The 11,632-nt window shown below is 63.6% G+C and carries 12 protein-coding genes and 1 tRNA gene; 10 read left to right on the top strand and 3 right to left on the bottom strand.

The window, feature by feature from the left end:
- Positions 1 to 12 precede the first annotated feature (12 nt).
- Positions 13 to 639, top strand: coding sequence for a hypothetical protein (locus tag LDN85_RS05315; RefSeq protein ID WP_035761266.1), 627 nt, complete (start codon positions 13 to 15; stop codon positions 637 to 639).
- Between the two features lie 492 nt (positions 640 to 1,131).
- Here the strand turns inward: LDN85_RS05315 and LDN85_RS05310 are convergent, their stop codons facing one another.
- A complete protein-coding gene (locus LDN85_RS05310; protein ID WP_026548294.1) occupies positions 1,132 to 1,962 on the bottom strand; it encodes a membrane protein in 831 nt (276 codons plus the stop codon).
- A gap of 109 nt (positions 1,963 to 2,071) precedes the next feature.
- Between LDN85_RS05310 and LDN85_RS05305 the strand changes: the two genes are divergently transcribed.
- The 3 genes from LDN85_RS05305 to LDN85_RS05295 all read left to right on the top strand — a co-directional run bounded on the left by LDN85_RS05305 (position 2,072) and on the right by LDN85_RS05295 (position 2,999).
- Positions 2,072 to 2,144, top strand: a tRNA-Arg gene (locus LDN85_RS05305).
- A gap of 1 nt (position 2,145) precedes the next feature.
- Positions 2,146 to 2,604 (top strand): DUF6314 family protein, encoded by a 459-nt coding sequence (locus tag LDN85_RS05300; RefSeq protein ID WP_026548293.1) that lies wholly within the window; start codon positions 2,146 to 2,148, stop codon positions 2,602 to 2,604.
- Positions 2,601 to 2,999 (top strand): NUDIX domain-containing protein, encoded by a 399-nt coding sequence (locus LDN85_RS05295; protein WP_026548292.1) that lies wholly within the window; start codon positions 2,601 to 2,603, stop codon positions 2,997 to 2,999. The genes LDN85_RS05300 and LDN85_RS05295 overlap by 4 nt, the downstream gene beginning before the upstream one ends.
- Here LDN85_RS05295 and LDN85_RS05290 read toward each other — a convergent pair whose 3' ends face one another.
- On the bottom strand, positions 3,000 to 4,913 hold the full coding sequence (locus LDN85_RS05290; protein WP_026548291.1) for an ABC transporter ATP-binding protein: 1,914 nt from the start codon (positions 4,911 to 4,913) through the stop codon (positions 3,000 to 3,002).
- 3 nt (positions 4,914 to 4,916) lie between these two features.
- Positions 4,917 to 6,578, bottom strand: a complete 1,662-nt coding sequence (locus LDN85_RS05285) for an ABC-F family ATP-binding cassette domain-containing protein (protein WP_223944786.1) — start codon at positions 6,576 to 6,578, stop codon at positions 4,917 to 4,919.
- A 209-nt stretch (positions 6,579 to 6,787) separates the two neighbouring features.
- Here LDN85_RS05285 and LDN85_RS05280 point away from each other — a divergent pair, with 209 nt between their 5' ends.
- From LDN85_RS05280 to LDN85_RS05255, 6 genes are all read left to right on the top strand, one after another.
- Complete coding sequence (locus LDN85_RS05280) at positions 6,788 to 7,510, top strand: hypothetical protein (RefSeq protein ID WP_026543198.1); 723 nt, start codon at positions 6,788 to 6,790, stop codon at positions 7,508 to 7,510.
- The gene (locus tag LDN85_RS05275) at positions 7,507 to 8,214 is read left to right on the top strand and encodes a hypothetical protein (RefSeq protein WP_223944785.1); all 708 of its coding nucleotides are present in this window, start codon (positions 7,507 to 7,509) and stop codon (positions 8,212 to 8,214) included. The genes LDN85_RS05280 and LDN85_RS05275 overlap by 4 nt, the downstream gene beginning before the upstream one ends.
- 238 nt (positions 8,215 to 8,452) lie before the next feature.
- Positions 8,453 to 9,268 carry an amino acid ABC transporter substrate-binding protein gene (locus tag LDN85_RS05270; protein WP_026543200.1) on the top strand — a complete coding sequence of 272 codons (816 nt, stop codon included), beginning with the start codon at positions 8,453 to 8,455 and terminating at the stop codon, positions 9,266 to 9,268.
- The gene (locus LDN85_RS05265; RefSeq protein WP_026548287.1) at positions 9,269 to 9,928 is read left to right on the top strand and encodes an amino acid ABC transporter permease; all 660 of its coding nucleotides are present in this window, start codon (positions 9,269 to 9,271) and stop codon (positions 9,926 to 9,928) included. It begins immediately after the preceding gene.
- Positions 9,915 to 10,709 carry an amino acid ABC transporter ATP-binding protein gene (locus LDN85_RS05260; protein ID WP_275966476.1) on the top strand — a complete coding sequence of 265 codons (795 nt, stop codon included), beginning with the start codon at positions 9,915 to 9,917 and terminating at the stop codon, positions 10,707 to 10,709. Before LDN85_RS05265 ends, LDN85_RS05260 begins: the two co-directional genes overlap by 14 nt.
- A 13-nt stretch (positions 10,710 to 10,722) precedes the next feature.
- Entirely contained in the window at positions 10,723 to 11,631 is a 909-nt protein-coding gene (locus tag LDN85_RS05255; protein WP_223944784.1) for a hypothetical protein, read from the top strand.
- Position 11,632: the final 1 nt, after the last annotated feature.

Raw genomic sequence — 11,632 nt, 5'->3', positions numbered from 1 at the left:
ATAATGAATGACATGGCCAAGACACCAGCCCAGCGCATCAAGAAGCACGGAGCAAAGGCAGTGGTTCCCGATCACACGCTGCCTCCCGTGATCAACACCACCACCGGGCGCACGCCGCAGAAGGCGCAGAGCAACTCCAAGCTCATCGTGATCGCGGGCGTGGTGGTCAGCTTGTTCCTGTTCTGGTACCTGCACCTGCTCACCTTGAACCAGATGACGCAGCTCTCCGGCGGATTGGCCATGCCGGATTCCCTGATCGGCGGCTTCTCGCAGGACTACATCAGCCAGCTTCGCGGGGCCATGGACGAGTCCGCCCGCGGCCAGCTCAACTACGTGCACAAGACCGCAGGCACCCTGTTTCCCCTGATCTTTGGATTCAGCTGGCTCCTGTTGATCGGTACCAATGTGGCGCGTAAGTCGTGGCGCTGGGCTATGTGGGCTGCTCCCCTGCTGTTCGCTGTGGCCCACTTGTGGTCCAACGTGGCCATTGATTCGATGCTGGCATCCGAAACGCCCGACGCCGGTTCGGTGGCCTTGGCATCGTCACTGACGGTTGCGTCGTGGGTGCTGTTCCTGATCAGTCTCCTGTGCGGCGTGCTGGCTGTATTTGTGGGTCGGAAAAGCGCAAAGCCCTCCTGACACGTAGTCCCCGCACCCGTACCCGCCCGACGCACCACTTGTTCGCCAGCACCGCACCCCTACCCGCCCGGCGCACCACTTGTTCGCCAGCACCGTACCCCTACCCGCCCGGCGCACCAGAGCTTACGGGCGCGATCCGCGGCAAAGGGTGCAGCACCCCAAACTCCGCCACCGCACCCCTACCCGCCCGGCGCACCACTTGGTCGCCGCCACCGCACCCCTACCCGCCCGACGCAGCACTTGGTCGCCGCCACCGTACCCCTACCCGCCCGGCGCACCACTTGGTCGCCGCCACCGTACCCCTACCCGCCCGGCGCACCAGAGCTTACGGGCGCGATCCGCGGCAAAGGGTGCAGCACCCCAAACTCCGCCACCGCACCCCTACCCGCCCGGCGCACCACTTGTTCGCCGCCACCGCACCCCTACCCGCCCGGCGCACCAGAGCTTACGGGCGCGATCGGCGGCAAAGGGTGCGGGACAGGCCAAGAAAATTCAGCGCGAACCCACCCGTTGCCTGGCCATGTGGGCTTTCCGTTCCGTCTGGACACGCTGGGCGATTACCAAACCGGCCGCAGCCAACCCGATCGTTACCGGGTAGCCCATGAAGCGTTCCAGAAGGCCGGGCAAGGGCACCTCCATCCCAGTGATTCCGCCGAGGATGAGCGCGCCGATGCTTACCAGGCCGCACACGCCCAGGAACCAGCTCATGGGTGTCTGCTGGAACCACAGGATGCCCAGCAACAGCAGTGCGAATCCGCCGCCGATGAAGAACATCAGGGCGCCGGCAAAATGCCATGGCGAGTCGAGGTCTTCGGGAACCAGGCCAACAATGACCGTCCCGACGCCGGCCACACCAGTGAGGATTCGAATGGCCACCGCCAGGATCCACGGGACCGTCAGCACCCTGGCCGGCTCACTGCCAACAGAACCACCGGAACCAAACGTGCCACCTCCAACAGACCGGAAACGGCGGGCAGCAACGCCGGGTTGTGCCGCAACGCAAAGGAGCCCTGCGGTCAGGAACAGCGCACCCAGGACCAGCGCCAATCCCTGGACCACGAACGAGGCATTCATGAGCACGTGCAATGGCGAGCAGACTGCCCGTTCTGCATACACGCCGCACGAGACCGCTCCGAGGTCGCTGATGTATCCGGTGGCCCGGCTGTAGGGCTCGGGTCCGGCCCACGCTTGTATGACGGCCGCCTCGGCCACGAAGTACTGGACAACGCTCAGCTGCGCCCAGCCGCCGATGTTGGCCCTGATGTTGCGGACATCGGGAAAGAACGATCCGGCCTGCGCCGGTGCAGAGGAGGGCCCAGTCATGCTCGCCAGCCTAGCGGTGTTCGGGCAGCGCCCCGGCAGCTTGTATGCTTGTAGTCGTGTCCGGGCCCTCGAGCTCCAGCAGTGGGATTTTAGAGTCATGGACATACAGGCCCTCGTAGCTCAGTGGATAGAGCACGGCTCTCCTAAAGCCGGTGTCGTTGGTTCGATTCCAATCGAGGGCACTTGAATCACCAGCAACCCGCCCAGGACTTGCAGGCCTACCTGGCCGGCAGCTGGAGTGTGGAGCGGACACTCCGGGACCGTACCTCCGGCACCAACGGAACCTTCACCGGCGTCGTGCGTTATTCCCTGAATCCCGACGGCGGCCTGGGCTACCGCGAAGACGGAACCATGCAATGGCCCACCCATTCAGGGCCGGCTTTCCGTGAGTATGTCCTCAAACCGGGCGCCACCGCGGACTCGATGGACGTTTTCTTCCCCGATGGCGGGCCGTTCCACACCATGAGCTTCTCCGAACGGGGCAACCAGGACAAGCACTGGTGCGACCCCGACGATTACCACGTCAGCTATGTGTACCAGGGTCCGGATTCGTTCAGCTTCACCTGGGACGTGCACGGCCCGGCAAAGGATCTCCTGCTCGAGTCGCACTTGGTCAGGATCGACGCCGGGAGGCAAAAGTGACCACTACGGACCTCATCGTTGTCAGCGCCGTGTGCGTGTACAACGCCGAAGGGCACCTGCTGACCGTCCGCAAACGCGGAACGGATAAGTTCATGCATCCCGGCGGCAAGCCCGAACAGGGCGAGACCGCGGCGGAAGCGGCCTCACGGGAACTGCAGGAAGAAGTAGGCATCGAGGTCAGCCCCGGGCAGCTGGAGTTGCTGGGCGTCTGGCTCGCCGTGGCTGCCAATGAAGCGGCCACCACCATTGAAGCCACCGTTTTCACCGCCCCCGGCACCTGGGAGGCGCACCCCTCGGCGGAGATCGCAGAGATCCGCTGGCTGGACCTCAACGGCCCGTTGCCCGAGGATCTGGCGCCCCTGCTGACGGACCACATCATCCCGCTGCTGAAGTAGCTACAGTTCCGGGACGGCTTCCTGCGCCACAGCAGTGGCCTCCGCGAACTGCGTTTGGTAGAGCTCGGCATAGCGCCCGTCCGCGGCGAGCAGTTCGGTGTGCGTGCCCCGCTCCACAATCCTGCCGTCCTCCACCACCAAAATGGCGTCGGCGGCGCGGATGGTGGACAGCCGGTGGGCAATCACGACGGCGGTGCGCCCCTCGAGCGCCTCGCCCAGGGCCGCCTGGACGGCGGCTTCGTTGGTGGAATCCAGTGCTGCCGTGGCTTCGTCGAGGATCACAACCCGAGGCTGCTTGATGAGCAACCGGGCAATGGTGAGCCGTTGGCGTTCACCGCCGGAGAGCCGGTAGCCACGCTCCCCCACCACGGTTTCCAGGCCATCCGGAAGTGACCTGATCATGGGTTCAAGACGTGCCCGCCGGAGCACATCCCACATGTCGTCCTCGGTGGCGTCGGGACGGGCCAGGCGCAGGTTGGAGGCGATGGTTTCGTGGAACAGGTGGCCGTCCTGCGTCACCATGCCCATGGTGTCGCGCAGCGATTCAAAGCTGAGCTCCCGGACATCAACACCCGTTCCGGACTGCTTTCCGCCAAGCCGGACAGCCCCGGAGTCGACGTCGTACAGGCGCGAAAGGAGCTGGGCCACCGTGGACTTGCCTGCACCGGAAGAACCCACCAGGGCAACGGTCTGGCCCGGTTCAACCCGGAAGCTGAGTCCGTGCAGGACTTCCTCACCACCGCGGGTATCGAGGGTGGCGACGTCCTCCAGGGAAGCCAGCGACACCTTCTCGGCCGAGGGGTAGGAGAACCGGACGTCGTCGAATTCCACGGCAACCGGTCCCGCAGGAACGGATACGGCGTCCGGCTTTTCGGTGATGAGCGGCTTCAGGTCAAGAATTTCAAAAACCCGCTCAAAGCTGACCAACGCACTCATGATTTCCACACGGGCGTTGGACAGGGCTGTCAGGGGCGCGTAGAGCCGTGTGAGAAGCAGCGCCAAGACCACGACGTCGCCCGGGGCCAGCTGCCCGCCGAGGGCCAGCCAGCCACCCAGCCCGTAGACCAGGGCAAGGGCAAGGGCCGAGACCAGTGTCAGGGCGGTGACGAACGTGAACTGCAGCATGGCGGTCCGGATTCCGATGTCCCGCACCCGGCCTGCGCGGTCAGCGAATTCACGGGATTCCTCATCCGGGCGGCCAAACAGCTTCACCAGGGTGGCCCCCGGGGCGGAGAACCGCTCGGTCATCTGCGTGCCCATGGCGGCGTTGTGCGCGGCGGCCTCACGGCGGAGGTCAGCCAGCTTGGAACCCATCCGCCGTGCCGGGATCAGGAAGATCGGCAGCAACACCATGGCCAGTACGGTCACCAGCCAGGAGGTGTTCAACATGACCACAAGAGTCAGCGCAAGGGCCACCACGTTGCTGACCACACCGGAGAGCGTGCCGGCAAAGGCGGACTGCGCTCCGATGACGTCGTTGTTCAAGCGGCTGACCAGGGCACCGGTCCGGGTCCGGGTGAAGAATGCGATGGGCATGCGCTGGACGTGGTCAAAAACCCGGGTCCGGAGGTCCACAATGACTCCCTCGCCGATGATCGAGGACAACCAACGGGTCAACAAACCTACGCCCGCTTCACCCACAGCGACGATGGCGATCAGGACTGCGAGCCAGATGACCGTGCCCACGCCTGCGTTGGCGATGATGGCATCCACCACTTGCCCGGCCAGGACCGGAGTAGCAACAGCGAGGAAAGCACCCGCGATCGATGCGATCACAAAGGCGATGAGCTTGCCTTTATGCGGGGCGGCAAAGGCCATGACCCGTTTCAGGGTTTCCTTGGAAAACGGCTTGGATCCGCTCTTGGCTGTAGTGATGTTGTACAGCGAGCTCCAGGCCACGCGGTCCATGCTCATGGGTTATTTCTCCTGGCTTGGGGTGTGGTGCAGTTCCTGGACCTGGCCGTTTTCCAGGTGCCAGCGTGAATCGAGCCGGACGTTTTCCAACAGCCGGCGATCGTGGGTGACCAGCAGCAGCGCGCCTTCATAGCTCTCCAGCGCCTCTTCGAGTTGCTCGATCGCGGGGAGGTCAAGATGGTTGGTGGGCTCGTCCAGCACCAGCAGGTTCACGCCACGGGCCTGCAGCAACGCCAGGGCCGCGCGTGTCCGCTCCCCCGGGGACAACGAGTCCACCGTGCGCGAGGTGTGGTCGGCCTTGAGCCCGAACTTCGCGAGCAGCGTCCGCACATCTGCGCTGTTCCAGTCCACCAGGACCGCTTCGACGGCGTCGCCAAGCGGCTGCCCGCCGTCGAGCAATCCGCGTGCCTGGTCGATTTCACCGATGGCCACTGAGGCACCCATGGAGGCATCGCCGTCGTCAGGTGTTTGCGTTCCGAGCAACAGCCGCAGGAGTGTCGACTTTCCGGCGCCGTTGGGTCCTGTGATGCCGATCCGTTCGCCGCCATTGAGTTGGAGGTTCACCGGTCCCAGCGTGAAGTCGCCTTGACGGGCGACGACGTCACGCAAGGTAGCGACGACGGCACTTGAGCGGGGTGCCTGGCCGATGCTGAACTGCAGCTGCCATTCCTTGCGGGGCTCCTCCACCTCAGTGAGCCGGGCAATGCGGGACTCCATTTGGCGGACTTTCTGGGCCTGCTTCTCGGAGGACTCGCTGCTGGCCGCGCGGCGGATCTTGTCATTGTCCGGGTTTTTCTTCATGGCGTTCCGGACGCCCTGGGAACTCCACTCCCGTTGGGTGCGTGCGCGGGAGACGAGGTCAGCCTTGGTGTTGGCGAACTCGTCGTAGCGTTCACGGGCATGGCGTTTGGCCACGGCGCGTTCTTCGAGGAACGCCTCATAGCCACCGTCGTACACGGCCACCGAGTTCTGGGCCAGATCCAGTTCCACCACAGTGGTGACGCAGCGGGCCAGGAATTCACGGTCGTGGGATACCAGCACCACGCCGCCGCGAAGGCCCTGGACAAAGGCCTCAAGGCGGGCCAGTCCTTCAAGGTCAAGGTCGTTGGTGGGTTCGTCAAGGAGGACCACGTCAAAACGGCTGAGCAGCAGGGCAGCCAGAGCCACGCGTGCTGCCTGCCCGCCGGAAAGCCCCGTCATGAGGGCATCGGCGCCCACTTCGAGTCCGAGGTCCGACAACACAGCCGGTATGCGGTCCTCAAGGTCCGCCGCACCGGAGGCCATCCAACGGTCGAAGGCCAGGGAGTAGGCGTCATCGGCTCCAGGAGCCCCGGAGCCAAGGGCTTCTGCGGTGGTTTCCATTTCCACTGTGGCCTGGGCGCAGCCTGTCCGGCGCGCAATGTAGGCCGCAACGCTCTCGCCGGCGGTCCGCTCATGTTCCTGGGGAAGCCAGCCCACAAAAGCGTCCGACGGCGCAAGGCTGACGCTGCCGGCCTGGGACTGGTCCACGCCTGCAAGGATGCGGAGCAGCGTGGACTTCCCGGCCCCGTTCGCGCCCACGACACCCACAACATCGCCCGGAGCAACGGTCAGGGAGAGGTCGGAAAAAAGTGTGCGATGGCCGTGGCCACCGGCAAGGTCCTTGGCCACCAAGGTTGCTGTCATGTGTCTATCCTCCAGCAGGGAAACGCAGGAATTCAGGCCGCGATTCCCGCAGGCATGGAAAAACCCGTTGGTCCGGACTTGGGGGGTGTACGGACCAACGGGTTCAAGCATCAAGCATAATTCAATGTGGCGTCAGCGTAAAATCGTTTCGTACTCCCACTTACGGCCTGCTCCTGTCCTGCCCCGCGACCCGTCCCGGAAAGTTACCCATGCCCTTACCGTCCAAGGCGTTCCAGCGCTGGCTTCACGGCGTCGCGCCCGATGCCAGCACAGCTGATGTCTGCCGGATTGCCGGCATCAAAAGGACAACACTGGCCCAGCAGCTGGTCCGCGGCAAGGTTGCTGAATCAACGCTCGTGAGCATCAGCCGTGGATTCCATGTGGATCCCGTGCAGGCCCTGGCCACCTTCGACCTTTACGCCGAGCTCCGCGGCGGACCCGTGCCGCCCACCCCCTGCGAACTGGTCAGCCAGGTGGCCACGATTGATCTGCTCCGGGCAGTAGTGGAACGCAGCGAGCCGGGCACTGCCGCGGCGGCCCCCCTCTCTGAACCACCGCACCCTACGTCGGTGCGGAACTGGGTGGACGCAATCGACGACGGCGAGTTGCGGCACCGGGTCAGCGAAGCCACCGGGATCGCGCCACAGAATTTCTCAGCGCATCTGACGGCCAACAGGCTTCCTCCTGAACTGGCCATCGCCACCTCCCGGGCTGCCGGCGTCGGACCCGCAGGAGGACTGGTGGCCGGAGGACTGATCACTGAGGCAGAAGCCGGGTGGGCACCGAATGCCCGCCGGGAAGCGCTGGACCGAATGAGCCAAAGCGCGCTGGTCACCTTGGCCGGCGAGCGGCTCCTGGCGATGGGAAAGACCCTCAAACGCCAGGAACAAGACCACGAACGTACAGAACGAATTTGGGAGAACCTCGGATGACGGCCGTCCTGCCCTGGATAACGCTGCTTGTCTGCCTGGCCATCACTGTGGCGCGGATACCCAGTGCACTGCGCGGGGAGAACAGGGTGGTCTTCTATATTTTCGCCCTGATCTCCTTGAGCATCTTCATCAGCATCGAAGCGCCATACCTGGTCCTTGACGGCTGGCTTGGCGGGATGAACGTATGCAACCTGGTCCTGCGCTTCCTGCTGTATGCGACGTTCTTCCTCATGGGCATCAAGATCGCCACCGCGTTCGGATCGCCGTCTGCCGTCCGTGCCATCCGCGGTCCCATTGGCCTCACGGTCGCGGCAATCGTGGCCGTCCTGACCGTCTACTTCTTCGTTGTCACGGACACCCGGGGTTCTTCGGCCGGCATGAGCGGTCTGACATGGGGCCCCTCCTTGGAGGCCTATGCCTTCATGGGCCGCTTCTACCCAGGTTTCGTCGCTGCCTGTTTGGTTCCCGCAATCTGGCGGACGGTGGTCAGCGCCGCCCCGGTGTTGCTCCGGGTGGCTTCGGCCCTGTTGCTCCTGGGATTGTGCCTGCTCCTGCTCTCCCAATTGTTCCCGTTGATCCCCTTCTCAGAGGCCTGGCTGCGGGTCCTCATCAACTACTCCGCAGCCATGGCCACGGCCCTTGGGCTGGCCGGAATCTGGTTCTCGAAGGCGTATTCGCGACGAAAACGACGTCTCGCAGCGTAAGACTTTCACAAAAGCATTAGATCGTGGCACAATCATGAATGTGTGAACACGGTTGCAGCCTGACACCGGAATCAGAGAACGGGTTTCCGGTGGATGTGGCGCCCATGGGATCACAATTGGGGGGATGAGTGGTGGCGGGCTGTTGGGGACCGCCCCCACTCAGCCTTTTTAACGCCCCGTTGCGGCCCACCGGAAGCCCACACCCAGCAAGGCTCCTTACGGTGGCTAAGATGGCTCCATGAACAGCCTTCGCACCCGCCGCTCCATCATCGCCGCCACTTTGGCCTCGGCCGCCCTCGTGCTCACAGCGTGCGGTGGAGGTTCAACTCCCGCGCAGTCAGGTGGAGACACGTCCCTCTCGGACGTCAAGTCCAAGGGCGAACTGGTGATCGCTACCGAAGGCACGTACCGCCCCTTCAGCTTCCACGCAGAAGGCGCCGGCGACCTCACCGGCTTCGATGTCGAAGTGGCCCAGGCCGTAGCCGGAAAGCTCGGCGTCAAGGCTACCTTCCAGGAGACACAGTTCGATGGCATCTTCGCCGGCCTGGACTCCAAGCGCTTCGACACCATTGCCAACCAGATTTCCATCAACGACGAACGCAAGGCCAAGTACGAGTTCTCCACTCCCTACACCGTCTCCACGGGCGTGGTGGTAACCAAGTCGGACAACTCCAGCATCAACAGCTTCGCGGACCTCAAGGGCAAGACAACCGCCCAGTCGCTGACCAGCAACTTCTACAAGATGGCTGTAGAAGCCGGCGCCAATGTCCAGGCCGTGGAAGGCTGGGCGCAGTCCGCTACGTTGGTTCAGCAAGGCCGCGTGGACGCGACCGTCAATGACAAACTCACGTACTTGGATTACGCCAAGAACACCCCCGATTCCGGCCTGAAGGTCGCTGCGGAGGCACCGGACAAGACCGAAAGCGCGCTCGTCTTCCGCAAGGGCTCAACCGAGCTCACCTCTGCCGTGGACAAAGCACTGGCTGACCTCCAGGCAGATGGAACCCTGGCGAAGATCTCCGAAAAGTACTTCGGCGCGGACGTCACCAAATAGATGAACTGGGACCTCATCTGGAGTTCCTTCGGCCCGCTCATCACCGGGGCCGTCACGGGGACCATTCCCCTGACCCTCGCCTCATTCGCCTTCGGCCTGGTGCTCGCCTTGGTGGTGGCACTGATGAGGCTGAGCCCCAACTGGCTGCTCTCCGGAATCGGCCGTTTCTATGTCTCCGTCATCCGTGGCACTCCCCTGCTGGTCCAGCTGTTCGTGATTTTCTTCGGCCTGCCCAGCATCGGCGTCAGGCTTGATCCCTGGCCAAGTGCCATTATCGCGTTCTCCTTGAACGTGGGCGGGTACGCGGCGGAGATCATCCGGGCAGCCATCCTGTCCGTACCCAAAGGCCAGTGGGAAGCCGGCCACACCATCGGCATGTCCCGGCCGCAGACGCTGGTACGCATCATCCTCCCCCAGGCAGCCCGGGTCTCGGTTCCCCCGTTGTCCAACACCTTCATCTCCCTGGTGAAGGACACCTCGCTGGCGTCCTTGATCCTGGTCACCGAACTGTTCCGCAATGCCCAGCAGATCGCTGCTTTCAGCCAGGAGTTCATGGCCCTGTACCTGCAGGCAGCCTTGGTGTACTGGGTCATCTGCCTGGTCCTTTCCACGGCGCAGTCCGCCGTGGAAAGGAGATTGGACCGCTATGTCGCCCACTGACGAAACACTCCCCGCCACAGTGCTGCAAGCCCGCAACCTCGCGAAGGCTTTCGGCAGCAACGTGGTGTTGCGGGACATCGACATCGATATCCGCCGCGGACAGGTGGTGGCTCTTATCGGTCCTTCCGGCTCGGGCAAGACCACCGTGCTGCGGTCGCTGAACGGCCTGGAAACCCCCGACGGCGGCACTGTCACCTTCGGGGGCAGCGACGGCGGCGCAGGGCTGTCGATCGACTTCAACGCGAAGGTGGGCAAGAAAGAGATCGCGGAGTTGCGTGACCGCAGTGCCATGGTCTTCCAGCACTACAATCTCTTCCCGCACATGACGGTGCTGAAAAACATCACCGAGGGCCCCATCCAGGTCCAGAAGAGGCCACGAGCCGAGGCCGTTGCCGAGGCGGAACGGCTTCTGGAGCGGGTGGGGCTGGCCGATAAGCGCGATGCCTACCCCTTTGAGCTCTCCGGCGGACAGCAGCAACGCGTGGGCATCGTCCGGGCCCTGGCGCTCAAGCCCCAGCTCCTGCTGTTCGATGAACCCACCTCTGCGCTGGACCCCGAACTGGTAGGGGAAGTCCTGGGAGTCATCAAGGAACTCGCCGAAGAGGGGTGGACCATGGTGATCGTGACCCACGAACTCGCCTTCGCCCAGCATGTGGCGGACGAAGTAATTTTCATGGACGGCGGTGTGGTGGTCGAACGCGGTCCTGCTGCAGATGTCCTGCGGGCACCCACGCAGGAACGCACCAAACTTTTTGTGAAACGGCTCCAGCACGACGTCTAGGAGGCTCAAGGAAATGGGGGAAGAGACTTTGGACGCAACACCCGAAACCGGCCGCAGGAAGTCCCGGCGTACCATCATCATTGCCGCGGTGGTCGCCGCTGTGGTTGCGGCAGGCGGGCTCGGCACTTGGTTTGCGCTCTCCCGCCCGGCAGGTGTCCAGCACGCAGATGTTGTCCGTTTGGATAAGGAGCGGGCAATTCTGGACAACTCGATGAATCTCTACGATCCCCTGTTCAACCAGTTTTCGGTCCGCTACTCAAGCGTGATGACCGAAAACGCGGAGCAGGAGGAAAAGGAGAAAGTCCTCAACCGGGATGGTGAGCGCCTGAAGCGCGAGTCACGGACCAACCTGGACCGGCTGGATCGGATGGCGTCCTCGCCGGCAGTCCAGGAACAGGAAATCGGGGACGCCTTCAACCGCTTCAAGGAACAGTACGGCGCCGTGATCGCCTATAACGACCAACTCGTGGTCGATACCTCCAACATCAACGAATCCATCGGCGGTCCCTGCGCGCCGCTGCACTCCACGCTGAACGTTGGCGCTGAGTCGTACTCCGCGGATTACGTCAAAGGCGCCGATGAGTGCCTTGCTGCGATGAGCACCGCCAAGGACGGCACCGATGCTGAAACAACTGAACTGCTGACGGCGGTGGAAGGCATCATTCGCGGACAGCGGGACAAGCAACAGGAAGTCCTGGACAGCAAGGACGACCTTGAGCGGCTGGCCAAACGCACTCTGGCCGGTGTAGCCATGCTGGACATCAACGATGCCCTGTCAGCGGCACAGACCAAGTATGAGAGCGCCATGAAGGAGAAGTACAACCAGTTGGTGGCCAACGCCAACGAATCCAACAAAGCGCTCGAAAGTGCCCTCAAGATACGCACTGACCAGTTTGATGCTGCAGGCAAGGACGGGAAATAGG

This window comes from Arthrobacter sp. StoSoilB20 (assembly GCF_019977295.1).
Classification (GTDB): Bacteria; Actinomycetota; Actinomycetes; order Actinomycetales; family Micrococcaceae; genus Arthrobacter; species Arthrobacter nicotinovorans_A.
This window is presented reverse-complemented; position numbering and strand designations above follow the sequence as displayed.

Bases quoted from the DNA above. Each gene is read 5' to 3' on its own strand.
- LDN85_RS05275 (WP_223944785.1), top strand. From the start codon at position 7,507: ATGACGGCCGTCCTGCCCTGGATAACGCTGCTTGTCTGCCTGGCCATC.
- LDN85_RS05255 (WP_223944784.1), top strand. From the start codon at position 10,723: ATGGGGGAAGAGACTTTGGACGCAACACCCGAAACCGGCCGCAGGAAG.
- LDN85_RS05315 (WP_035761266.1), top strand. From the start codon at position 13: ATGGCCAAGACACCAGCCCAGCGCATCAAGAAGCACGGAGCAAAGGCA.
- LDN85_RS05270 (WP_026543200.1), top strand. From the start codon at position 8,453: ATGAACAGCCTTCGCACCCGCCGCTCCATCATCGCCGCCACTTTGGCC.
- LDN85_RS05285 (WP_223944786.1), bottom strand. From the start codon at position 6,578: ATGACAGCAACCTTGGTGGCCAAGGACCTTGCCGGTGGCCACGGCCAT.
- LDN85_RS05280 (WP_026543198.1), top strand. From the start codon at position 6,788: ATGCCCTTACCGTCCAAGGCGTTCCAGCGCTGGCTTCACGGCGTCGCG.
- LDN85_RS05310 (WP_026548294.1), bottom strand. From the start codon at position 1,962: ATGACTGGGCCCTCCTCTGCACCGGCGCAGGCCGGATCGTTCTTTCCC.
- LDN85_RS05290 (WP_026548291.1), bottom strand. From the start codon at position 4,913: ATGAGCATGGACCGCGTGGCCTGGAGCTCGCTGTACAACATCACTACA.
- LDN85_RS05260 (WP_275966476.1), top strand. From the start codon at position 9,915: ATGTCGCCCACTGACGAAACACTCCCCGCCACAGTGCTGCAAGCCCGC.
- LDN85_RS05265 (WP_026548287.1), top strand. From the start codon at position 9,269: ATGAACTGGGACCTCATCTGGAGTTCCTTCGGCCCGCTCATCACCGGG.